Origin of the sequence: Streptomyces sp. CB02980 (assembly GCF_014451325.2) — a bacterium.
In the GTDB taxonomy this organism is placed as follows: domain Bacteria; phylum Actinomycetota; class Actinomycetes; order Streptomycetales; family Streptomycetaceae; genus Streptomyces.
The window spans coordinates 77,100-98,695 of the sequence record NZ_JACSCH020000018.1; the positions used below are offsets into that span (position 1 = coordinate 77,100).

Below are 21,596 nucleotides of genomic sequence, written 5' to 3' on the forward strand. Positions count from 1 at the left end.
GGCACCCCGTCCTGCCTGCACCGTCCGAGGAAAGCCGTGCCGTGTCCATCCAGCTGATGATCGCTGCGTCCTACCTGCCACCCGAGGTGGTCACCCAAGGGCAGAAGCTCGCCCTCATGAAGATCGCGGACTCCGCCGACGACGAGACGCGCCTGTCGCGCCCCGGTCTGACGCGCCTGGCTGCGTGGGTCGGCGTGACCGACAAGCGCGCCATCACCATCGTGACCGAGCTCATCGCCAAGGGGCTCGTCGAGCGCGTGGAGACCGGGAAGGTGGGCCGTGCCGCCGTCTACCGGGTCTTCCCTCTCGGCGTGCCGTCGACGCCGAGCACGCCAGAGCTCAAGGAGGCTGCCGCCTCGCGGAAGGCAGCGCCGAAGAATCCGCGTTTGGCGCGCTCCGGGGTGTCGCGCCCGGCGCCCGACAAGCCGGCCATGACCTACCAAGACGTGGAGAAGAGAGAGGCCGCGCGCCGTCAGGGAAACGAATCTGCCCAGGTGGATCCAGGGTTCCACGAGGGGAACCCTGATGCCCAAGAGGTCAGGGTTCCCCTCGTGGAACCCGATGAGTTCCCCGGGGGAAACCCAGTGGGTTCCACGGAGGGAACCCCTTCCTTTCCTGGTTCTTCCTCTGTCCTTCCTTTCCCCCCTACCCCCACGGCTGACGCCGTAGGGGAGCCTGCTTTGCCTGCTGCTGACAGCCCGGCGCATGAGCGCGGTGCACCCCAAGAGGGCTGCGAGAGGCACAGGGGGCGCCCCGCTGCCTCCTGTCGCGGCTGCGGCACCAACCCGCGCGCAGGGCGGGCTCGGGAGCGCGAGAGGGCCAAGGAGGAAGAGCGCCGCGCGGCTGGCCAGTTCTGGGATGACTGGAATGAAGGGGCCGCCAGTCGACGCGAACAGGCCGACGCGCAGGCCGAGAAGGCGGAGAAGGCCCGCGAGGAGGCACGCGCCGCCGTGCGCAGCTTCAAGGACCTCAAGCGCGAGCGAAGGCAGCCGGGGAAAATTCCACCCAAAATGTAGACATCCCGGCTATTGCATATAAAATAGAAGCAGAAGGAGGGGGAGTGCCCCTCCGAGACCGAAAGGACGACATGCTCCAGCTGCCCACGCTCCTCGCGGAAGCCCGCGGGATCCTGGTCCTCGATGACAGCGTCTCCGCCCGCGCCCACCTGCGCACTCTGGCGGACTTCTACCGAGAGGACCCCGAGTTCGTCGGCGACATCCTCATCCTCATCGCCGACCTCGGCGACGCGGCGGAGGAGGCCCAGTGCTCCGGCGGCTGCAACTGCACGGCGCGCGCCCGCGATGTCCTCGTCGATGACCTCCTGGCCGACATGGGGGGAGCGCGAACCCCCCTCGACCCGCGCGTCAATCACCACGCGCTGATGCAGGCCCGCCGACTCGCCGGCGCGGCTCAGGCGATCGCGGAGGTCGCGCGCGCCCGCGCCGACGAACTCGCCACGCTCACCGCCGTGGAGCGCCAGGTGCGCGAGGAGGCCAGGCAGTCCACCTCGTCGTAAACCCTCAGCATCAATCCATTTCGAAATAGATCCCAACTCTGTACTGTAGGCCAACGACCTCTTGGAGAGACGTGAACGAGTACCCCTTGATCGCGCCCCCGCCCCGCCACCGCAACATCACGGACCAGCTGTGGCGGCGGCTGTGGGACGCCTACGAGCCGTTGATCACCGGCCTGCGGCGCCTCCCGCTGCCCACCGACGTCGAGATCACCGGGGGAGAGTTCGGAATCACCGCCGAGCTCACCGACGAGTCCCACCTGTGGATCTCCTCCGTCGGAGACCTTCCCCTGGACCCGGCCGAGCTCCAGGGCTTCCACGTCCGCCGGGCTCACGCGGCCACCCCCACGGTCGACGAGCTGATCTACAACTCGACCCCTGACGGCGCTCAGGCCGAGCACGGCAACAACGTCGTCCCCATGCTCACCGCGATCTCGGCGTTCGTCTCCGAGCACCACCTCGCGCTGCCTGTCATCGACCTGTTCTCCGTCCGGACCGTGGGCGTGAGCAGCAAGCACCGCGCACTCTCCATGCAGGGCCGTGATCAGTTCTCCAGCCGCGAAGAGGCCGTCAAGGAGTACAGCCGCATCACCCACGGCGCCGAGCGCGAGGGGGGTTGGCGCCTCGTCTACAAGTCGGACGACACCACCTGGCCCGTGTCCGTCTGGGACGCCGACGGCGAAGTGATCACGGTCTTCGTCGCGGACGAGGGGCAGGCGCTGGCCTGATGGAAGACGCCGTCCTCTACGGGCTGCTCACGCTCGGCGCCGCGCTCGCCGCCGGTCTGGCCGCGCTCGCCATAGACGAGATCCGCCGCGACGCCCGCAGCCGCATTCCGCGCTGCATGACCTGCGGCGGGTTACACCACCGCCACGCCGCACACCGTTGATCACCCCGCTGTCCGGCCCCTCGCCGGGCCGGACAGCGTCCCTCACGGAGACAGACATGGGATACGACATCTACATCCAGGGCCCGGACGGAAAGTCCCTCTCCGGCCCGGAGAACTACCACCGCCTCACCAGTCTCGACATGTCGAGGGTCCTGGACGCGGTGGAGCAATTCGGGATGACCTACGAGGCGCTCGCCCCCGCCTTCCCCGCCCTCGCCGACTTCCAGCTCACGGGCAACCTCGCCAACGGGGCCGAGAGCGACCCGGAGACGCGAGAGCGCGCGGCCGCCTACATCGCCGCGTACCGCGCCGTCGAGAACGCCGCCGATCCGGAGCCGGCGGGAATCCCCGAGTACAAGCTCGAGTACAGCGGGGCGTTCCTCATCACGGTCGCCGAGATCACCGCCGCGCTGGCCTGCTACGACGCCCACCCCGGCGTGGAGATGGCCGAGGCGCCCATGGGCGTCCCCACGTGGCGGAACTGGATCGCCTTCCTGCGCCGCGCCAAGACCTACGGCGGCCTGCGCACTCACTGACCCTCGCCCTACCCGGCCCCGCCACCAGCGGGGCCGGGTACTGGCACCACCTCTTGGAGAACTCCCACCATGGCAACCGTCATTGACCTGCTGTGCGGCGCGGGCGGCAGCAGTACCGGCCTCGTCGAAGCCGGACACGAACTCCTCCTCGGCATCAACCACTGGTCCCTCGCGATCGAGACCCACGCCGCCAACCACGTCAAGGCCGACCACGCGTGCATGGACATCAGCGGCTTCCCCATGCGCCACCTGCCCACCGCCGACATCCTGTGGGCCTCTGTCATCTGCACCGAGATCAGCCCCGCGGGCGGGCGCCCGCGCCAGACCGCCCAGATGGACCTCCTCACCATGGTCGAGGACAAGGACGACTGGGAGTCGCTGACGAAGGACGCCTTCGAGCGGACCCGGGTCACCGGCTGGTGCGTCGTACGCGCTGCCGAGGCGAAGAAGTTCAAGGTCGTCGTCGTGGAGAACGTGGTCGAGTTCGGCCTGGACTGGGTCCTCTTCCCCACGTGGATCCAGGCCATGGTGACGCTCGGCTACGACTACCAGATCACGTGCGTCAGCAGCGCCCATGTCGGCGACGAGACCAACCTCCGTGCGCCGCAGTGGCGCGACCGTATGTACGTCACCTTCACCCTTAAGACGATGCGGAAGCCGGACCTCGCGCCCCGTCCGCTCGCGTTCTGCCTTGAGTGCGGCGAGGACGTGGCCGCAGTGCAGGCCTGGCACGTCGAAGGCGCCCAGATCGGCAAGTTCCGGCGGGACTACATCTACCGGTGCCCGAACACCCGCTGCCGCCACGCTGTGGTCGAACCGTATGTGCGACCCGCCAGCGACATCATCAACTGGGGCGACCTCGGCACCCGGATCGGCGACCGCAAGCGGCCTCTCGCCGCCACCACCATGGATCGGATCACGACGGGACTGCTCAAGTTCCCCCACCGCCCCAGCTCCATCACCCTCACCCACGGCAAGGACGGAGGTGACCGGGCGTACGCCGTGGACGAGCGCCCCCTCCCTACCCGTACGGCCAAGCAGGGGGACGCCCTCCTCGTCCCCACCGGCGGCTCGTGGAACACCGACGCAGCGCCGCTCGACGCCCCGCTTCGTACCCGCACGACCCGCGAGAGCGAAGCCCTCGTCGTGGACCCGTTCATCGTGGAATTCCGCCGGAACTCCACCGCCAGCGCCGTACGTGACCCGCTTGCCAGTGTCACCGCTCAGGGCAACCACCACGGCCTGGTCACCCACGCCGGCCGCGTGCCCGAGCAGGCCCGGAACACGCTCGTCATCCCCTACCGGAAGAGTGCAGTGAAGACGGCCGCCGAGCCGGTCCACACCCTGTCCACCCGCGACTCGGCCGCCCTCGTGCGCAGCGCCCCTGCCGTCGAGGACTGCTACTTCCGGATGCTCAAGCCCCGCGAGCAGCTCGAAGGGCAGCGTTTCCCCGCCGACTACATCGTCTACGGCACCCAGGCCGAGAGGACCATGCAGGCCGGAAACGCGGTCTCCGTCAACGTGGCCGCGTGGATCGGGCGCCAGCTGGAGGCTGTGCTGTGACCGGAACCCGCACACTGCCCGGCATCCACGTCACCGAGCACGCGCCCTGCTGGGGCGACGAAGACTTCGCCGTGGCCGACGACCGCTTCAAGACCGCCAGCGACCTCATCAAGCTGTGCACGCCCGTGCTCTACGTCTGCGGCGGCTGCCCCTTCCGTGCCGCATGCATCCGACAGGTCCGACCGGCCAAGACCGAGTTCTCCGGCATCTGCGGCGGGCGGATCTGGAGCAACGGGGAGATCATCTACAGCCTTCCCGACGCCGACCCCACCGAACTGCCCCCGCCCGTCCATCGCAAGGCGTGCGGCACGGCGGCCGGAGTGCGTGCCCACCGGCGAGCCGTCGAGCAGCAGTGCCCGCGCTGCTCGGCGTCCGAATCGGACGCCGAGCAGCTCGAACTTCCCACCTCGGACTGAGAGAAGAGCCCATGCTTCGTGACCGTCAGATGCGCGACCTCCTTGGCCCCGTGGCCGCCGTCGCGCTCATCGCCCAACTCAACGGCGACCTGCCCGTGCCCAGCATCTCGTTCGAGGTCATCTTCGACGGTGGCCGCGAGCTCGGCATGGGCGTACGCCTTCACCTCCACCACCCCGTTCACGGTGCCTACGAGAGGTGGGCCCACCTGATCGGAAGCGACTGCCCCGACTCCCACACCGACTTCACGCCCACGACCCGGGGCAACGTCATCCGCCGCACCTTCGGCGCGTACGCGGACATCCCCGTCGAGGTCATCGCCTACGTCCCGCCGGCGCAGCCCGTCGCCGTCAGCCACCTGGCGTTGGCGCTCGGCGGGTCCGCCGCCTGATCAGCCGACTACGCCGCCCCGGAGAAACCCGGGGCGGCACCCGAGCACGAGACCGACAAGACCAAAGGGAGGGACGCAACGTGCTCCAGCACGAGAGCGAGCAGGGGACGGGGCAGGCATGAGTGGGGCCGCCTACACCGAAGACGGCCTCCGTCACGACGTCGCCGACCCGGCGACGTGGAGCGTGCGGATCTGCCTGGAGCGGTGCACGACCTGCATCTTCCGGCCGGGCAACCTCATGAACCTGAACGAGGGCCGCGTGAAGGACATGGTCGACCAGGCCGTCGCCGACGGAGGGCACATCGTCTGCCACGCGACCCTCGGCAGCGACACGCCCGCGATCTGCGCGGGCTTCGAAGTCCACCCGGTGGGTCGCCTGACCTCCCTCGCATTGCGCTTGGCGCGAGCCGGGGTGCTCAGGATCGTCCGCATCCGGCCGGACTACGGGAGCCGAGCATGAACGCCAGCCACATCGTTAAGGGGCGCGTCTTTGTGGCCTGCCACCCGGAGGACTCCGCCCGCCTGCGAATCGTCCAGTACCAGCCCGGAGGCATGCGCGCCGTGGTGGCCGACGCCGAGACCGGCGCCCGCCAACGCTCCATCGTGGCTTCCAGTCTGCACGCCTCACCGCTCACCAGGGCGGGCAGCCGACGACGCAGCGGCTACGTCCCGGATGATGCGCAGCCGGGGGACACCGCGCCCGCGGGGGACGCGACTCCGCAGCCAGCCACCGGCGAGGTCGACTGGTTCGAGGGCCTTCCCGGGCGCAGGTTCAGGGTCGCGCTGCCGCCCCGGCTGGTCCTGCTCAACTCCAACCAGCGGCCCCACCACCACCAGCGGGCGGAGATCACCCGGGTCCTGAGGCGGGCCGCCGCCTTCGCCTCGCGCCACGTTCCGCACCTGGACCGGGCCCACATCGTCGGCGTTCTGCACCCTCACACCCGCGGGCGCCGGGACCCGGCCAACTGGTACCCAAGCTTCAAGGCTGCCACGGACGGCCTCGTCGACCAGGGCGTGCTGGATGACGACGACCACACGCGAGTCATCGGGCCGGACATGAGGCTCGGCCACGTCGTCGCGGGGGCGAGGCTCGTCCTGCACATCCGGGCCCTGGAGCAGCCCAACCTGCCCTCTGGGCAGGGAAATTAGCCGCAGGTCAGAAGAGGAAATCCGCCGAAAATGTTGCCAACCCCCCTAATGCATATAGAATAGAAGCAGAAAGGGGGGGAAGCCCCACCCGAACCCCGCCCGGCGGCCGGTGCAACCACACCCGGCCGCCGGGCGGACTCACACCCAAAAGGACGACCGTGTACGTGCCTGTGAAAGACCCCTGCGGCGACGAGGACCGGCAGGTCTGCGCCGCCACCCGCACCCTCGCCCGCGCCATTCTGCGCCGTCTCGCGGTCAACGCGACCGCGATCGAGCCCCGCACCAGGGGCATCGTGGCAACCAGGGGTGGCGGGCCGTGGGTGTACGACCTGTGGAAGCTCTGCGGCGACGACGGCGAGGAGATCAAGCGGTTCGACCTGACGAAGCGCCCGGACCCCGCCTGGGGCAAGGTCGCCGCCGACATGGCGCAGCTCATCCGGCTCGCCGACCTGCGCACCCACCCGCACGGCTACTACTTCGTCTTCCCGCTCGAAGACGCCCGCGACTTCACCATCATCCTGCCCGCCCACCCCCACGGGCCCGCCCCCCGACGGATCGGATCCCCGGCATGACCACCTCCGCCATAGTCCTGTGGCCCGGCGGCCGAACCCAGCCGCTCCACACCCACCCGCGCCGAGACTCCCGACGCTGGGGCATCGACCTCTACGTCGAGCACGCCCGCCCCTACCCCCTCGGCCGACAGGCGACCGCCCATGCCGGCCTGGCCGCGGGATCCGTCAACAACCCCGCCCGCCAGATCTGGATGAGCCTCACCGGCGGAAGCCTTCCCCCCGTCCTGCGCGGCCCGGTCGCCTTCACCGGGCCCGCCGACCGCGACGGCAATCTCGCCCCGCTTCCCGCCGAGAGCGCAAGCGTCGTCCAGCGCGTTGCCGACCTGATGCACGGACTCGTATACACGGCGCCGTTCACCGCCAGTGCGGCCCAGACGCGCGGCGAGCGGACCTATCAGTGCGACGCCCACGCGATCCGGCACGACAGGGAGGCCGGAAGATCGGCCTTCGTCGTCCTGGACGGCATCGGCGCCACGCCGGACGTCCACCACTTCGTCTGGCGATACGCCCCGCGCATTGCCCAGGGGGCCGCCGAGACCGGCAACCCCTATCAGGCGCTCCTCGCTGCGCGGATCGCCGCCAACGCCGATCCCCAGACGCGCGGGGCGACCGCAACCGCCGTCGTCGCCGTCCTGGACCCCCGGCACTCCTACGTCCACATCGCCTGGTGCGGCGACGCCCGCGCCTACCAGGTGTCGCGCTTCGGCGCCGCCATCCCTCTGACCGCGGACCACGTGCGTGCCGTTCAGCTGCACCGCCACGGCCTGCCCGTCGGGGGGCGCGGACTGCGGGGCTGGCCCGCCTCCAGCATTGTCGCCGGGACGATCAGCCAGCGGTTCCTCGAGAGCCGCCGCGCACCCCGTCTCCTCCTGTGCACCGACGGCGTGTACGGCCCGCTGGAGCGGTCGCACCGGCTGGGCCCGATCCTCGACAGCGCGGAAGGCGCGAAGGGTGCTGCCGCCCAATGCGTGCGCGAGGCGGTCGCGGCCGCCGGTGCGGACCCCGGCAACGGCACCGCCCTCGTCGTCGACCTGCACCACTGACCCCCGCACTCATTCGTGAACGCCGCCCCATGCCCTCAATGCACATAGAAAAACAGCATGGGGTCGGCGTTCCTCACCACCAACAGGAGACCCACGTGCCCAAGCCCCCGACCACCCCGGCCTTCATCACCCCCGAGCACCACCTCGGGGAGATGGTCCTGATCCTGCTCACCCGCGCACCCGCCGCCGCCGCCCTCCGCGCGGCCTCCGCCCTCATCGACAACGCCGCCGTCGCCGCCTGGGCCCTCCGCCCCGACGCCCTCGTCCCCCTGACCCAGGAGCAGTACCGCCAGCTCCTCGACTACTTCGCCGCCCCCAACGTCTTCGACCTCGCCCTCTACCTCGGCGGCGACCGCACGCAGATCCGCACCCTCATGGACCACATCGCCGCCGAGCTCGACGAGGCCCTGTCCCACTACCCCGCCCCCAAGCGGACCGCCGAATAGAACCGGAGCACCCGATGCACGCAACCTCGATACGCCTCCTCGCCCAGCCGACGATCACGCGCTTCGGCGTCGACCAGCGCGTTGCCGAGAGCGCCGTCCGGCGCATCCTGCGCCAGTTCCAGGCCGAAGCCCGCGACCCCGCCGTCGCCCGCGCCGGGCGCACCCCCGACGAGTACCTCGCCGCAGCCCTGCCCGGCCCCCGCTTCCCGGCCGCCGTCCACTCCACCGCGCTCGCATTCGCCGGACGCGAGGCGGAGGCCGAAGCGTTGTGGGACGCGCACGTGAAGGAGGAGCGCGAAGCGGTGCAGCGAGCCCACCTCGCCGTCCCGCCCACCGCCCTGCTCGGCAACCTTGAGGCCATCCACAACGTGGGGACAACGCTCAGCCTCGGCCCCCGGCGGACCGAGCGCCTGGTCGCCGGCATCGTCCTCACGATCGCCGCCGGATACAAGCACCGCCCCCGCGACATGGAACACCTCAGCCTCACCGACCTCCTCTCCCAGGTCGACGCCGAGGAGCTGCAGACCTACCTGCTTCACGCCCTCCTCCTCGAGGACGGACGCCGGGAGGAGGCCGACGCACTCACGCGAGCCGTACTGAGGCACGCCGACTGAACACGTCTTGCCGCGCCAACCCCGCTTCCAGGGGTTGGCGCGGCGAGACCCGCCCGCGCACCATCTGATCCCGGAGAACGCCATGAATCAGCTCGACCTCTTTGCCGCCGAGCCGGAGGAGCCGCCCGCTCCGCCCGTCCCCGCGGCCCCCGCTCGTCGCTACCTCACCGATCTCCCGCCCGCACCCACCGCCACGCCGGCGACGATCCGTACCCTGCGCAGCGTCGCCCCGTCCAAGCCCAAGTCGCGCCACCACCGCCCCTCGACGCGTGACCCTCACGCGCACGCCTTCGAGGTGGCGGAGGCCGTCAGCTACGCCTGGCACCACAACCAGGGCGGCGAGGACATCGCCATCCCGATCGGAACTGTCGCCACCCTCGCCCTGTGGCCGCTGCGCGGCCCCGACGCCTACCTCGGCGCCGACTGGTGGCTCAGCCTCAGCGACCAGGACCTGATGACCGCCTTCCGCGAGTGCTGGGCCCGCTGGTGGATCAGTCGCCCCGACCTCATCGACCGTGCCGCCCCGCTGCACCGCTGGCTCGACGACGAGGAGCCCCCCGCCAGGCGAATCAAGGCCGTGCGCGCCGTCACCGAAGCCGCGCTCACCCGCGGCCTGCTCCACCGCACCAGCAGCGCCGACGCCGAGGTCCGCTCGGAGGCCGACATCATGGGCGCGCTCCTGGCGGTCCTCCGCTCCAAGGGCAGCTCCGATGCGCTCGCCGAGGTCCACACGCCTCCCGGCGTGGCCGAGATGATGGCGCGCGTGCTCCTCCTCGATGCCCCGCTGGAGCCGGGCATGAAGTTCGACGAGCCGGCCGGAGGCACCGGCGGCCTCTACCGCGCCGCCGCCCAGGTCATGCGCGAGAGGGGCATCAACCCGCACGACTTCGGGTGGTGCCTCACAGACATCGACCCTCTCGCTGCCGCTGGAGCTGCCGTCAACGCGCTGCTGTGGGACCTCGGTCCGCACGTCCTCATCGCCTGCGGTGACACCCTTCTTGATGGCAACCTGGTGGCCAAGGCGGTGCAGGAGGCGCGCGAGTCGATCGACCGCCGGGACCGCGCGCACGCCCAGGCGGTCATGCTCGCCGCGATCCGCAAGGTCGAAACCTTGCTCGGAGAGGTGGCATGACCTGCGGAAATCGAAAGAATAGATCTTGACCCCTCCCTGAATGCATATAGAATAAAAGCATCAGGAGGGGCCCCTGCCCATGGACGACATGCCGTTCGGCATCACCTACCCGTACTGCACCGACCACAACATCATCTGCCCAGTTCCCGAATGCGAGGCATGCGCCTGCGGCCACTGCCACGAGTGCGGCAACTGCGCCCACGAGATGTGCGACCACGACGCGTAACACCCGCGGTCGGCCCCGCCACCAGCAGGGCCGACCGCCACGCCACCACACCCCAAGAGGAGAGCCCATGACGTACGCCAAGGGCGACCGCATCGCCCTCGTCCACACCGACGACCCGCACACCGACCTCCGGCCCGGCGAGACGGGCACCGTCACCCGATACGACCCCAACCTCGCCCAGCTCAGCATCGCCTGGGACAGCGGCTCCACGCTCTCCATGCTCCTCGACGACGGCGACGAAGTCCGCCCCGCCTGACCCCCGCCCCGCCGGCCCCGCCCCTCAAGGGCGGGGCCGCGGCCGTACCACCAGACCTCTTGGAGAACCCATGCTCATCACCAACACCGCAGTCCAGGAAGCGGCCCTCACCCTCGCCCAGCGGCTCACCCTCGCCGACCCCACCACCGGCACCTGGGCGGTCGACCCCGAGGCCCCCGCCGACGGCGCGGCACACCTCATCCACGACGACGGCCGCGGCCTCAGCTTCCGCCCCGTCTTCGGCGGCACCACCGCGCAGATCTGGATCACCGGCGCCCCCGCGCCCTCCATCCCGACCGACGCCACCCCCGCCGAACAGGACGCGCACCAGGCGCAGCTCGCCCTCCGCCTGGCCGCCGGCCACCGCTACAACAGGGCCATCACCCTCCTCACCGAAGACGACGACGTCGACCCCGCCGACCTCATCCTGGACACCGTCGAGAACCACCTCCTCCCCGCCTTCACCCTCAAGCCCCACTACGTCGGCCACCGCCCCTGGGACGACCTCTTCGCCGAAGCCCTCAACGAGACAAAGGAAGAGGCCGCTACCCCCGTCGGAACGTCCCTCCGAGACTGCGGCCCCGAGGCCCACACCCAGCCGCCCGCCGAACCCGACGACGAGCCGACGCCCGACCCCGCCCCGGCGGTCAACGTAGACGTGGCCGACACCTCCGAAACCCCGACAGAACCGGGCGACGACGACCGCACCCCCACGGCGCCCGACCCGCAGCAGCCCGCCGACACGGCCCCCACCTCCGACGACCAGGAACCCCAGACCGAACAGGCCACCACCGACAGCGCCGCCCTCCGCCCGGCCGCGAAGCGCCGCCCGAGCAACCGTGCCTCCGCCAAGAAGCCTCGGCCGAAGATCACACCCTGACCAGGCGCCGACCAAGGGGCGCGGCCGCATCTCGCGTCGCGCCCCTGCGGATACCCATCTGAGAGCAGCGCGAGTTCCAGGGCGCGAGGGCAAAACGCGAAGTGGGGAGCCAGCCTGGGAATCAGCCGGATTCGCACTGGAGGGCGCAGACATCAGGAAGACTTGCCTCATGGATTGCGAAGAGAGGCTGTGAAGAGTCACCCCCCGACGGAGAGATCCGGCCGAAGGTAAGCCCGACCTCAAGGGGTGCGGAAGGGGCCGTATCCGCTGGTCCAACCGTGGGTGACCTTGCGTCCATTGCGGGGGCGAACGATGTGTCGACTGAGCTGCCGTTCCTCGTGATGAGAGCCTGCACCCGGAGGCCCCATGACGCAGATGGATCCACACGACGACCATGATGACCGTGGCGAGCGAGCTGAGGCCGGTTCACTGCGCGGAGATCGCGGCGAGGCTAGGCGCCCGTGGTGGCAACACGCCTGGATCTGGGTTGCGACCGTAATCGGGGGCGTGATCAGCGCAGTTCTGGCGACAATGATCACGGGGACCGACGGGGACGGTGGAGACCCGCCTAAACCGCGCCTCACCGCTGAGAGGAATGTACTTCCCTTTACAGATCAAGGAGAACTGCGCCCGCCCTTCGAGACATCTCTCGAATTGGAGAAGGGCCACTGTATGGAGGCGTCGCTGTCGTCTACCGACCCTGCAGCTTGGCAATGCAACGCGGAGGGTGCTGGCCTTGTGGATCCCTGTTGGTCTCACGCCCGCAAGGTTGCGTGCCTGCGATCGCCATGGGACCCCGACACGCTGATGATCAAGGAAGCGACATTCGCGAACAGATCCCAGACGTCAACCAAGCCCAGTACCCTCCCTTGGGCGTTGGAGATCAAAGCTCCAGCCGACGGTTCGACCCTCCGCTGCTCCTGGGCCGGTGGGGGAACCTCCTTGATCGCCGGGAAGAGAGTCAACTGGCGCTGTATGAAGGACGACGACACCGTGGTGGGCGACGCAGCGGGCGACGTTGCCCAATCCAAGACTGCTCCGTGGACTGTGCTCTACCTCCCCAACAACTCTGCCGAGGCGCGGCAGGCTGAAATCCTCACTGTCTGGTACTAAAGGCTGTCCCGTAAAGATCTTCGAGGCGGTGGGTCCGTGATCGACTGCTGCCCGCTTGGCTCGTCTACCGTCCGAGTGCGAGGTTGTGCAGGTGGGCGATTCCGCTCATCGCGGAATGGACGCCGTCGCCCTTCAACCTGCAATCACGGAGGATCTTCCAGGCCTTCATGCGGGCGAAAGCGTGCTCGACACGAGCGCGGACCTGGCGGTGGGAAGCGTTGTGCTCTTCCTTCCAGGCCGGCAGTTCGCTCTGCCCGCGCTCACGGCGGTGCGGGATGACCAGGCCGGTGCCCCGGTAGCCGCCGTCGGCGATCACGGTGGTGCGGCCGACAGCATCCTTGGCTACGGACAGTGCCCACGCCTTCCAGTCGTTGCGGTTGCCGGGCAACGGCCGGCCGACCACGACGACGCGGTGGAGGAGATGTTCCTCGTCTCTCCCCCGCTACACCGGGCGCCAGAAGCTCACCGGCGGCAGGGTCCCCGACCCCGGCGCCCCGCCCCTGACGTATGAGGCGTTCGTGGGTCTGCTGCTGGACTGGGTGACCTGGTGGAACACCCGCCACCGCCCGTCCGCGCTGAACGGGATGACTCCCGTCGAGGCGTGGCAGGCCGACGCGACACCGCTCACGGACGTGTCCGCGGGACAGATAGCGACGTTCGCCCCCATGGGCGGCGATCCACGGCAACGCCCGCATCCCGGCGGACTTCCGGCTCTACCTCACCGCCACACCACTCATCCTCGCCTCGCCCCGGCCGCAGAAGGACGCGGATGGCCAGGAGCTGGAGCTGGCGACGATGTCCGACGACCCGAACGGGACCTTCGGCGCGTGGCTCCCGGGGGCCGAGCTCGGTCTGTCGGAGGCGATCGAACGCGAGATCGGCCCGGCCCCGGAGGCGGGCATGGCGAGCGGCCGTGGACCACGGCAGCGGGTTGAGGCGGTATTCCTCGACCGGTGGCGCAGGCGGTCCAACAGCGGTGGTCGGATGACGCCATCACCGTGGCGTGTCGGACTGCCCGGGCCCTCGGCGTCCGAAGCGGGCGCCGGGGCCCCAGGACCGCGGGGTGCGTCAGGTTCGCTTCTCGGAGGCGGTGCGGAACTGCAGGGCGACCGTGGCAGCATCGGGAAGACTCTTTTCGTCCGCCAGCACCACGCTGCCGGATGTGCCGCCGTCGGTCCATGCACACACGATCGGACGCACCCCTTCGTTCGACTCGATAAAGCCACAGCTCAGCTGGCCGCCCCAGGGGCCTGCTTCGAAGGTGGTGACCTCGGTCGCCTTCGCCCCGGCGAAGAAGTTGCGCAGCTCTTGCGTCATTGTGTCCGAGCGCTTCTCCTCGGCCAGTCCCGCGTCCCATTCGACGGCGTTGATCTGAAGGATGGCGCCGATCGGCTTTTGGCCGGGCCCGTCGTAGAACCAGTGCTTGCCCCGGGGCTCCTTTCCGGAAGCTGGCTGCTCGTACTGGGCTGCTTCCTCGCCGGTGAGCAGCCGGTACGCGCCGATGCGCGGGGCGGCGGCGATGACGCGCTCCTGGGCGACGGGGGCTGCGTTGGCGGTGGGCGGCTGTCCCTCGTAGCTACATGCCCGCACCAGACCCGCGGCGGCAACGACAAGCAGTACGCCGACGACGATGTTGCGTCGGCGCAGGGCAGCCGAGAAGGCTCGCTCGGCTTCGACCGCGCCTGCCGGCACTGGACCCCGTCGCCAGGTCCGGGTAGCGAACCAGATGACGACCATGGCCGCGGCGGTGACGAGTAGCGCCCCCAGCGCCTGGCCATCGGCGAAGCTCTGCGAGGTGGGGTCGACGGACAACGTGATCATGCCGGAATCGTAAACACGATCGTACGAGTGCTCGTATCGGTCTGTAGTCACGATCACGCATCGACGGACGCGCCCACGTCGAACTGTGCCGGACGCCGATGGGCCCAGCGTCGCGGAATGTAGTTCCCTGCCGACAGCGGCGTGGGTAGCGCGCGTACTGCCCTGGGGCGTCTGGCCGCGAAAGAGGACGCCACACTGCCGGCCGAGGGGAGCCGGGTGCCAACGGCGGCGTGGCGGATCCGCGCCGCGGTCGCCGAGCCGCCGATGTTCGGCTGCCGCCTGTGCACCGCGCGGCGTACGGGAGCGGTGGCACGGGTTGTGCTGTACGCCCCGCGGTGGGAGCGGGTGGGAATAGACCCACAGGGCACCGGCCCCATCGGTGGCGAGACATCGGCGCCTCATCACCAGTGAAATCGCCGCCAGCAGTGATCTTGTCGTATGCCTGCCAGCCGCTGGTCTTGATCCGGCTGGCGAAGTTGCCGGCGCCATCGCTTCGAAGGGGTCACCCCCGCGGCAAGCCCAGCCGGGGCGGCGCCTCCGGCATCTTCTGCGGAGGGCTTACACGGCACCATGACCGACTTGGACACGAGGGTGGCAAAGACTGCGTCGGCTGCCGAGCCGGCGCACTGCGGCTCATCCGAGGCCTCCCCTATCGCGACCTCCAGGCTGCGTTCGCGCCCAGGTTGTGCTGCGTGACCTTGTCCGACTCCCGCAGGACGACGAAGTCGTCGCTCCGCGTCAACCACAGCTCGGCCGCGCATTCGCACACTTCCCCAGAGCCGCCCGCGAACGTCTGAGCATCGAGGTGCCGTCAACTCCGCGCCTAAAGGGTGTTGCAGAAGGTCCGGCTTCGGCAGGTCGAAGTGGCGTCTGACCTGGTGTTTCACCGAGTCATGGCGAGGTTGTGCATGGTGGCGACGGCCTGGACCGCGTGGTGGAGGCCGTCTCCTTTCTGGCGGCAGTCGCGAAGGATCTTCCAGTTCTTCATCCGGGCGAAGGTGTGCTCGACGCGGGCACGGACGCGCCGGTGTTCGGCGTTGTCTTCTTCCTGGCCTCGCAGGAGGGGACGTCCGGCTCTCTTCCGGTGCGGCACGATCAGGCCGGTGCCGAGGTAGGCGCCGTCCGCGATCACCGTCGTCCCGGCCGCCGTAGCCGGCAGGCCTGACTCCCGCCACACGTGGGCGTCGGCCTTGTTGCCCGGCGCCGGCCGGGCCGAGGCGACGACCAGGCGGCTGTCTGCGTCGATGATGACCTGCACGTTCGCCGAGAACCGGTAGTTGCGGGAGGAGGCTCCCACCGTCCGGTCACGGACCGGGATCAAGGTTCCGTCCACGATCCACAGCCGGTCCACGTCAGCGACCGGCCGCGGGGCCGGCTCCAGGGCCAGCAACGGACGCAGGCGGTGGATGACCCGGCAGACGGTGGCCGGGGAGATCCCGAAGAGCGGGGCGAGCTGCCGCATGGTGAGGTTGGTGCGGTAGTAGACGGCCACCAGCAGGACCCGGTCGGCCAGCGGCAGGCACCACGGACGGCCCCCACCGGGACCATTCCCGCCCCGCTCCTTCACCACTTTCACCAGCCTCGCGAACCGCTCGATCCGCAAGCCCGTGAACGTCTCGACCCACACCGACTCAGCCCGCAACACCCCACCCATACGGGGAAAATGCCCGGAACCGAGCCTTCTGCAACACCCTTTAAGGGCTGTCCCGTAACCCCGAGGAATTGCGCCACGGCCCTCTGGCCACGAGGGTCTCAGGCTTGGTCGTGGCTCCCTGAGGCATTGAGATCACGCTGCTGGGTGCTGGACGACTTCAGCCACCGGCCCACCACGTCGTCCACTTCATCCAGGGCCGGATCGCGACTTCCGCTGGGCGCGTAGGCCGGTGATCGGTCAGCGCGTAGTGGCAGATGCGCGCAGTACCAGGCCCGCCGGGCACCGGCTATCTCTGCGGTCGTGCCCGTGCGGAGATAGCCGAGCAATGCCGTCATGACCCTGCGGCGCCCAAATGCGTAGAGCGCGGGCTCGACGAACCAGCGGCAGAAGCTTGGGTCCGGGTCGTAGACAGCAGCAGCCATCAGCGGATCGAAGAACTCCTCAGACAGGGTGGCGCGTTCCAGCAGTGGCCTTCGTGCAGCTCCGGCCAAGTGCCGCGCACGTCGGTCTTCAGGCACGTCGGCCGCAGCCTCAAGGTCCAGCAAGCGAGCCACTTCGGCTGCGTATGCAAGGAACGTACGTGTGGATGCCTCGTGGCGGTCACCTTCGCTCATGGCAGGATTCTCGACCACGGGCCTGAACAAAAATGGTCGCATGGGCGAGATGATCTCGATGTGGCTGGTGTGATCACGGCGTCGGTGCCGTCTTGGATAGCCCCGTTCTCCGGGCTGAGCCCGCGTGCCTTCGGGAAGCTGGTGACGGTGCTGCGTCGCGCAGGTGCGGACACGGCCCGCAAGGGCCGGCCGTGGAGCCTTCCGCTGGAAGACCGGACCCTGCTGGTAACCGCGTACTGGCGAACCAACCTGACCATGCGGCAGCTTGCCCCACTGTTCGGGATCTCGAAGTCGGCAGCGGACCGGATCATCGACCACCTGGGACCGATGCTCGCGCTCCAGCCCCGCAAGCGGTTCGCGAAGGACACCGTGCTCATCGTGGACGGCACCCTGGTCCCCACCCGGGACCACACCGTCGCCGAGCGGTCGAAGAACTACCGGTACTTCACCAACCACCAGGTCGTCATCGATGCAGACACTCGCCTGGTCGTCGTGGTCGGCCGGCCGCTCGCCGGAAACCGCAACGACTGCAAGGCATGGGAGGAGTCCGGAGCCAAGGCCGCCGTCAGCGGAACAACCACGATTGCCGACGGCGGCTACCCGGGCACCGGACTCGTCATCCCGCACCGCCGCAAGCGCGGCCAGAGTGAACTCCCGGACTGGAAAGAGGAGCACAACAAGTCCCACAAGCAGGTCCGGGCCCGGGTCGAGCACGTCTTCGCCCGCATGAAGACCTGGAAGATCCTCCGCGACTGCCGCTTGAAGGGGGACGGCGTCCACCACGCCATGCTCGGCATCGCAAGGTTGCACAACCTCGCCCTCGCCGGATAGATCAGCGGGTCACACTGCGGCCAACCATGCCCGAGACGACTCGTAGATCATTTACGGGACAGCCCTTAGGCGACCGCCCGGCGACCTGAAACCCATCTTCCCCTTGGTGGATGGCGCGGCCGGGAACGGGATTGGGTTCGCCGCCGCGGCCGACGTGCCAGTGGCGGAGCTGATGAGGGGTTGACCGCCGAGCGTGGCATGTCCGGTTGGTGCAGGAGGGCAAGCCCGATACCCTGAGCGTCAGACGTTGGTCCGACGAAACGGCCAAGAGGCTCCGCCCCCAGTACGGGGGGCGGAGCCTCTGCGCGTTGGAATCGGAATCCGCCGCGCACGAGTCCGTATCAGTCCAGTGAGCTGGCGCGACGCTTCGGCAGCCCTGTGCGTGGCCAGGGATGGGACGGAGATTGGACAGCGACTGGACACAAGGACAGGAAAGGACTGACAAGGGTCAGGATGAACGGTCCCAGTCCACCCCGCCTGACCAGTCAAAACGTCAATCCTGAGCAACAAAAGGCAAGGGCCGCCAAGATCCCCAAAGGACTCATAATCCGTCGGCCGTGGGTTCGAGTCCCACCCGCCCCACCACTTCGTGGTGCCCGCAGAATCGTTCCGACCCGTGATCCCACCGGGCGGACGGTTCGGCGGTGCGAGCCCGCCGCGCACGGCCGGTGCCGCTCCCCCAGTCTGCGACCTCCCGAGGGCGGACCCGGGACATCGACTCCGCGACACGCCCGGTGAATCACCCGGATGGCGCGGAACGGGCCACCTCCCGTCGGACCGTGAGCCGTCTCACACCCCCACCCCGAACGTCCCCGCCCGGCCGGATCTCATCCCCCCGGAACGTCTCCCGCCTGGCCGGATGTCATCCCGTGCGGCCGGACGCCGCTGCTCCGGACGGGCCGGAGGCAGTGCTTCCCCCTCGTGCCGCCGTTCTCCGTGAAGCCGTACATCCGGGACCGATCGGCCGGTGTCTCGCCGATTCCTCCCAAGGGCTTCTACCTCTCGTTCATGTTTTATGCGTCGCTGCTTCACCGGTCTGTGGAGTGGTCAGCGCCCAGCGCCGTGATTGTCATGCCCGCAGCCACGGTTGCGTGGTCGATTGTCGGCCACGCCGAGTTCCGGGCGAAGGGGGCGGTTCCGTGTCTCGGCCACGGTTTCTGTTTGTCTCATGGGTGGACGTCGAAAGACGCCAGGCGCCGCACGCCTGGTCGCCGGGCGCGGGTACCGCGGAAGCGGTGAGCTGGCGGCTCGTCGGCGCCAACAACCACGACCTCGGGCGCGGCCCGGAGCTCCACCGGGGCCACACCGCCTGCCACGCCGCCGTCGTACGGCTGCGCGACGGGCTGGACCGCGCGGTCCCCCTCATCACCATGGCCGCCACCTCCAACGGCACCTGGACCTGGCAACTCGCCATGGACGAACGCTGCGTGGCGGTCGCCGCCCGCGAGTTCCGGCGCCAGCGCGAATGCCGTGACAGCCTCCAGCTCTTCCTCGCCGCCGTCATCGAGGGGCAGGTGGCCGCGGGCGTGACGTACACGCGCAGGCTGCGCGGCCTGCGGCTGCCCGACGCCGTCCAGGGGAACGCCTCTTGAGTACCGTCACCACCACCACGACCGCCGCCGCGGACACCGAGGTGCCGCGCGCCACGTCCGCGTCCAAGGACCCCGCCGACCGGTTCTTCCGCGTCGGCGCCCGCGGCGCCGGAGCGCTCGTCCTGGTCACCATGACCCTGGTCGGCGTCTTCCTCGGCGTCCGCGCGAGCGAGGCCCTCGGCGGGGCCGGCGGTTCGTTCGTGACCACCCCGGCCTGGGAGCCCGACTCCCGGCACTTCGGCATCGCCGCCGTCCTGCCCGGCACCATCCTCATCGGCCTGACCGCGATCACCTTCGCCCTGCCGCTCGCCCTCGGCACCTCGCTCTACATCACCGAGTACGCGCCCCGCCGGCTGCGCAGGACCCTGGTCAGCCTCGTCGACCTGATGGCCGCCGTGCCCAGCGTGGTCTACGGCCTCTGGGGCTTCTTCTTCCTCCAGCCCCACATCACCGGCCTGGCCCGCTGGATCTCCACCTACTTCGGCTGGATCCCGGTCTTCGCGGTGGACGGCGTCGACCCGAACGACCCGCTCGCCTCCGCCACCGTCTACACCTCCTCCACCTTCATCGCCGGGATCGTCGTGGCGCTGATGGTCACCCCGATCGCCTGCTCGGTGATGCGCGAGGCCTTCGCGCAGGCCCCGCCCGGCGAACGCGAGGGTGCCTTCGCGCTCGGCGCCAGCCAGTGGGGAGTCATCCGCACCGTCGTCCTGCCCTTCGGCAAGGGCGGCATCATCGGCGGCACGATGCTGGGGCTCGGCCGGGCACTCGGCGAGACCATCGCCGTCGTCATGATCATCTCGCCGGTCTTCCTCTTCCAGCCGCACATCCTGGAGAACGGCGCCAACTCCGTCTCCGCGCTGATCGCCCTGCGCTACGGAGCCGCCAGCCCGTTCGGCATGTCCGCGCTGATGGCCGCCGGCCTCTCCCTCTTCCTGATGACCCTCGTCGTCAACTTCATCGCATCCTCCGTGGTCGCCCGCAGCCGGTCCGGAGCAGGAGCCGAGGCATGACCCTGACCACCGAAGAGCTCCGGCCGACCGCCACGGTCACGCCCGACGTCGTCCCCGACGGCCCCGGCGCGCCCGCCGAGAGCCGCCGCACCACGTCCGCCCTGCACGCCCGCGACGTCTTCGCGCTGATCGGCGCGGGCGCCGCCGCCGTGGCCCTGACATCGGTGCTCTTCGGCCGGGTGCTGCCCTTCGACGCCCCGCTCGGCTTCACCGTCTTCGCCTACCTCGCCTTCATGGCGCTGTACGCGGTGCTGATCTCCCTCGACGAGAACGGCGCCACGATCCGCGCCCGGCTCGCCCAGACGATCGTCCACGCCCTCGCCGCCCTGCTGCTCGCGGCGCTGCTCTTCATCGTGGGGTACGCCCTGTGGCGCGGCCGGGAGGCCCTGCCCCACCTGAACTTCTTCACCGAGGACATGTCCGGCACCGGACCCCTCCAGCCGATCACCGACGGCGGCATGCTGCACGCCATCGTCGGCACGCTCCAGCAGATCGGCATCTCGCTGCTGATCACGGTGCCGCTCGGGCTCGCCTGCTCGGTCTTCCTCAACGAGGTGCCCGGCCGGTACGCCACGTTCGTGCGCACCATCGTGGAGGCGATGACCGCCCTGCCGTCCATCGTGGCCGGCCTGTTCGTCTACGCCACCGCGATCCTCGCCCTGGGCCTGGACAAGTCCGGTTTCGCCGCCGCCCTCGCCCTCTCGGTGATGATGCTGCCGATCATCATCCGGGCCGCGGACGTGGTCATCCGGCTCGTGCCCGGCTCGCTCAAGGAGGCCTCGTACGCGCTGGGGGCCGGGCAGTGGCGCACGGTGTGGACGGTGACGCTGCCCACCGCACGCTCGGGGCTGACCACCGCCGTGATCCTCGGCACCGCCCGAGGCATCGGCGAGACCTCCCCGGTGCTGCTGACCTCGGGCGCCGCGACCGGCCTCAACCTCAACCCCTTCGAGGGGCCGCAGACCTCGCTGCCGCTGGCCACCTTCACGCTGGTGGCCTCGCCGGAGAAGAACATGATCGCCCGCGGCTTCGGCTGCGCCGCCCTCCTGATGGCCCTGGTCCTGCTGCTCTTCCTGGTCGCCCGCGTCATCGGCGGTCGCGGCCCCGGCCAGCTGAGCCGGCGTCAGCAGCGGCGCAGGACGGCGGCCTCGCTGCGGGACCTGGAGCGGATGGGGGGCCGCACCGGCCCGTCGGCCGCGGTACCGGGCCCACGGAGCCCGGAAGGCCCGGAGCCCGAGACCCCCGGCGCCCCGCCCGCGATCGGCTGACCACCACCACCGCCGCCGACCCGACCCGGCGCGGCACGACCGCGCCCGAGCACCCCGAACGACGCC

Annotated in this window: 25 protein-coding genes and 2 pseudogenes; 23 read left to right on the top strand and 4 right to left on the bottom strand. The window is 69.8% G+C overall.

Annotation, left to right across the window (positions count from 1 at the left end; genetic code table 11):
• Window positions 1-41: 41 nt before the first annotated feature.
• From E0F75_RS30940 to E0F75_RS31025, 18 genes are all read left to right on the top strand, one after another.
• Entirely contained in the window at window positions 42-1,016 is a 975-nt protein-coding gene (locus E0F75_RS30940; protein ID WP_229314259.1) for a helix-turn-helix domain-containing protein, read from the top strand.
• A 44-nt stretch (window positions 1,017-1,060) separates the two neighbouring features.
• On the top strand, window positions 1,061-1,516 hold the full coding sequence (locus tag E0F75_RS30945; RefSeq protein ID WP_229314260.1) for a hypothetical protein: 456 nt from the start codon (window positions 1,061-1,063) through the stop codon (window positions 1,514-1,516).
• A gap of 71 nt (window positions 1,517-1,587) precedes the next feature.
• The gene (locus tag E0F75_RS30950) at window positions 1,588-2,241 is read left to right on the top strand and encodes a hypothetical protein (RefSeq protein WP_229314261.1); all 654 of its coding nucleotides are present in this window, start codon (window positions 1,588-1,590) and stop codon (window positions 2,239-2,241) included.
• Complete coding sequence (locus E0F75_RS30955; RefSeq protein ID WP_229314262.1) at window positions 2,241-2,402, top strand: hypothetical protein; 162 nt, start codon at window positions 2,241-2,243, stop codon at window positions 2,400-2,402. The genes E0F75_RS30950 and E0F75_RS30955 overlap by 1 nt, the downstream gene beginning before the upstream one ends.
• Window positions 2,403-2,458: 56 nt before the next feature.
• Entirely contained in the window at window positions 2,459-2,938 is a 480-nt protein-coding gene (locus E0F75_RS30960) for a hypothetical protein (protein ID WP_229314263.1), read from the top strand.
• A gap of 69 nt (window positions 2,939-3,007) precedes the next feature.
• Complete coding sequence (locus E0F75_RS30965; RefSeq protein WP_229314264.1) at window positions 3,008-4,501, top strand: DNA cytosine methyltransferase; 1,494 nt, start codon at window positions 3,008-3,010, stop codon at window positions 4,499-4,501.
• On the top strand, window positions 4,498-4,917 hold the full coding sequence (locus E0F75_RS30970; protein WP_229314265.1) for a hypothetical protein: 420 nt from the start codon (window positions 4,498-4,500) through the stop codon (window positions 4,915-4,917). Before E0F75_RS30965 ends, E0F75_RS30970 begins: the two co-directional genes overlap by 4 nt.
• 11 nt (window positions 4,918-4,928) lie before the next feature.
• On the top strand, window positions 4,929-5,306 hold the full coding sequence (locus E0F75_RS30975; protein WP_229314266.1) for a hypothetical protein: 378 nt from the start codon (window positions 4,929-4,931) through the stop codon (window positions 5,304-5,306).
• Window positions 5,307-5,424: 118 nt separating this feature from the next.
• Window positions 5,425-5,766: a hypothetical protein gene (locus tag E0F75_RS30980; RefSeq protein ID WP_229314267.1), complete on the top strand. Its 342-nt coding sequence runs from the start codon at window positions 5,425-5,427 to the stop codon at window positions 5,764-5,766.
• Window positions 5,763-6,455 (top strand): hypothetical protein, encoded by a 693-nt coding sequence (locus E0F75_RS30985; protein WP_229314268.1) that lies wholly within the window; start codon window positions 5,763-5,765, stop codon window positions 6,453-6,455. Before E0F75_RS30980 ends, E0F75_RS30985 begins: the two co-directional genes overlap by 4 nt.
• A 164-nt stretch (window positions 6,456-6,619) precedes the next feature.
• Entirely contained in the window at window positions 6,620-7,027 is a 408-nt protein-coding gene (locus E0F75_RS30990; protein ID WP_229314269.1) for a hypothetical protein, read from the top strand.
• Window positions 7,024-8,070: a hypothetical protein gene (locus E0F75_RS30995; protein ID WP_229314270.1), complete on the top strand. Its 1,047-nt coding sequence runs from the start codon at window positions 7,024-7,026 to the stop codon at window positions 8,068-8,070. The genes E0F75_RS30990 and E0F75_RS30995 overlap by 4 nt, the downstream gene beginning before the upstream one ends.
• A 95-nt stretch (window positions 8,071-8,165) precedes the next feature.
• Window positions 8,166-8,516, top strand: coding sequence for a hypothetical protein (locus tag E0F75_RS31000; protein WP_229314271.1), 351 nt, complete (start codon window positions 8,166-8,168; stop codon window positions 8,514-8,516).
• A 14-nt stretch (window positions 8,517-8,530) separates the two neighbouring features.
• On the top strand, window positions 8,531-9,130 hold the full coding sequence (locus tag E0F75_RS31005; protein WP_229314272.1) for a hypothetical protein: 600 nt from the start codon (window positions 8,531-8,533) through the stop codon (window positions 9,128-9,130).
• Between the two features lie 82 nt (window positions 9,131-9,212).
• Window positions 9,213-10,262: a hypothetical protein gene (locus E0F75_RS31010; RefSeq protein WP_229314273.1), complete on the top strand. Its 1,050-nt coding sequence runs from the start codon at window positions 9,213-9,215 to the stop codon at window positions 10,260-10,262.
• A 79-nt stretch (window positions 10,263-10,341) separates the two neighbouring features.
• Entirely contained in the window at window positions 10,342-10,488 is a 147-nt protein-coding gene (locus E0F75_RS31015; protein ID WP_229314274.1) for a hypothetical protein, read from the top strand.
• Between the two features lie 67 nt (window positions 10,489-10,555).
• A complete protein-coding gene (locus E0F75_RS31020) occupies window positions 10,556-10,744 on the top strand; it encodes a DUF4314 domain-containing protein (protein ID WP_229314275.1) in 189 nt (62 codons plus the stop codon).
• 70 nt (window positions 10,745-10,814) lie between these two features.
• Complete coding sequence (locus tag E0F75_RS31025; protein WP_229314276.1) at window positions 10,815-11,624, top strand: hypothetical protein; 810 nt, start codon at window positions 10,815-10,817, stop codon at window positions 11,622-11,624.
• 1,177 nt (window positions 11,625-12,801) lie between these two features.
• Here the strand turns inward: E0F75_RS31025 and E0F75_RS31030 are convergent.
• A pseudogene (locus E0F75_RS31030) lies at window positions 12,802-13,146 on the bottom strand (transposase); the annotation flags it as partial.
• A gap of 254 nt (window positions 13,147-13,400) precedes the next feature.
• Here E0F75_RS31030 and E0F75_RS31035 point away from each other — a divergent pair.
• Window positions 13,401-13,658, top strand: a pseudogene (locus E0F75_RS31035) (helicase); the annotation flags it as partial.
• A 147-nt stretch (window positions 13,659-13,805) separates the two neighbouring features.
• Here the strand turns inward: E0F75_RS31035 and E0F75_RS31040 are convergent.
• From E0F75_RS31040 to E0F75_RS31050, 3 genes are all read right to left on the bottom strand, one after another.
• Window positions 13,806-14,558 carry a hypothetical protein gene (locus tag E0F75_RS31040; RefSeq protein WP_229314277.1) on the bottom strand — a complete coding sequence of 251 codons (753 nt, stop codon included), beginning with the start codon at window positions 14,556-14,558 and terminating at the stop codon, window positions 13,806-13,808.
• 883 nt (window positions 14,559-15,441) lie between these two features.
• Window positions 15,442-16,212: a transposase gene (locus E0F75_RS31045; protein WP_229314278.1), complete on the bottom strand. Its 771-nt coding sequence runs from the start codon at window positions 16,210-16,212 to the stop codon at window positions 15,442-15,444.
• Window positions 16,213-16,310: 98 nt separating this feature from the next.
• The gene (locus tag E0F75_RS31050) at window positions 16,311-16,826 is read right to left on the bottom strand and encodes a hypothetical protein (protein WP_229314279.1); all 516 of its coding nucleotides are present in this window, start codon (window positions 16,824-16,826) and stop codon (window positions 16,311-16,313) included.
• 60 nt (window positions 16,827-16,886) lie between these two features.
• On the opposite strand from E0F75_RS31050, the gene E0F75_RS31055 reads away from it, so the two are divergent.
• From E0F75_RS31055 to pstA, 4 genes are all read left to right on the top strand, one after another.
• Entirely contained in the window at window positions 16,887-17,657 is a 771-nt protein-coding gene (locus E0F75_RS31055; protein ID WP_229314280.1) for a transposase, read from the top strand.
• Between the two features lie 1,172 nt (window positions 17,658-18,829).
• The gene (locus E0F75_RS31060; RefSeq protein ID WP_229314281.1) at window positions 18,830-19,249 is read left to right on the top strand and encodes a hypothetical protein; all 420 of its coding nucleotides are present in this window, start codon (window positions 18,830-18,832) and stop codon (window positions 19,247-19,249) included.
• Window positions 19,246-20,262 carry a phosphate ABC transporter permease subunit PstC gene (pstC, locus tag E0F75_RS31065; protein ID WP_229314282.1) on the top strand — a complete coding sequence of 339 codons (1,017 nt, stop codon included), beginning with the start codon at window positions 19,246-19,248 and terminating at the stop codon, window positions 20,260-20,262. The genes E0F75_RS31060 and pstC overlap by 4 nt, the downstream gene beginning before the upstream one ends.
• A complete protein-coding gene (gene pstA / locus E0F75_RS31070) occupies window positions 20,259-21,530 on the top strand; it encodes a phosphate ABC transporter permease PstA (RefSeq protein WP_229314283.1) in 1,272 nt (423 codons plus the stop codon). The genes pstC and pstA overlap by 4 nt, the downstream gene beginning before the upstream one ends.
• Window positions 21,531-21,596 lie beyond the last annotated feature (66 nt).

What these genes read in the sequence shown, in the direction of transcription:
- E0F75_RS30955 (WP_229314262.1), top strand. Translation starts at nt 2,241, where the DNA reads ATGGAAGACGCCGTCCTCTACGGGCTGCTCACGCTCGGCGCCGCGCTC.
- E0F75_RS30960 (WP_229314263.1), top strand. Translation starts at nt 2,459, where the DNA reads ATGGGATACGACATCTACATCCAGGGCCCGGACGGAAAGTCCCTCTCC.
- E0F75_RS30965 (WP_229314264.1), top strand. Translation starts at nt 3,008, where the DNA reads ATGGCAACCGTCATTGACCTGCTGTGCGGCGCGGGCGGCAGCAGTACC.
- E0F75_RS30975 (WP_229314266.1), top strand. Translation starts at nt 4,929, where the DNA reads ATGCTTCGTGACCGTCAGATGCGCGACCTCCTTGGCCCCGTGGCCGCC.
- E0F75_RS30980 (WP_229314267.1), top strand. Translation starts at nt 5,425, where the DNA reads ATGAGTGGGGCCGCCTACACCGAAGACGGCCTCCGTCACGACGTCGCC.
- E0F75_RS30985 (WP_229314268.1), top strand. Translation starts at nt 5,763, where the DNA reads ATGAACGCCAGCCACATCGTTAAGGGGCGCGTCTTTGTGGCCTGCCAC.
- E0F75_RS30995 (WP_229314270.1), top strand. Translation starts at nt 7,024, where the DNA reads ATGACCACCTCCGCCATAGTCCTGTGGCCCGGCGGCCGAACCCAGCCG.
- E0F75_RS31005 (WP_229314272.1), top strand. Translation starts at nt 8,531, where the DNA reads ATGCACGCAACCTCGATACGCCTCCTCGCCCAGCCGACGATCACGCGC.
- E0F75_RS31010 (WP_229314273.1), top strand. Translation starts at nt 9,213, where the DNA reads ATGAATCAGCTCGACCTCTTTGCCGCCGAGCCGGAGGAGCCGCCCGCT.
- E0F75_RS31015 (WP_229314274.1), top strand. Translation starts at nt 10,342, where the DNA reads ATGGACGACATGCCGTTCGGCATCACCTACCCGTACTGCACCGACCAC.
- E0F75_RS31020 (WP_229314275.1), top strand. Translation starts at nt 10,556, where the DNA reads ATGACGTACGCCAAGGGCGACCGCATCGCCCTCGTCCACACCGACGAC.
- E0F75_RS31025 (WP_229314276.1), top strand. Translation starts at nt 10,815, where the DNA reads ATGCTCATCACCAACACCGCAGTCCAGGAAGCGGCCCTCACCCTCGCC.
- E0F75_RS31040 (WP_229314277.1), bottom strand. Translation starts at nt 14,558, where the DNA reads ATGATCACGTTGTCCGTCGACCCCACCTCGCAGAGCTTCGCCGATGGC.
- E0F75_RS31045 (WP_229314278.1), bottom strand. Translation starts at nt 16,212, where the DNA reads ATGGGTGGGGTGTTGCGGGCTGAGTCGGTGTGGGTCGAGACGTTCACG.
- E0F75_RS31050 (WP_229314279.1), bottom strand. Translation starts at nt 16,826, where the DNA reads ATGAGCGAAGGTGACCGCCACGAGGCATCCACACGTACGTTCCTTGCA.
- pstA (WP_229314283.1), top strand. Translation starts at nt 20,259, where the DNA reads ATGACCCTGACCACCGAAGAGCTCCGGCCGACCGCCACGGTCACGCCC.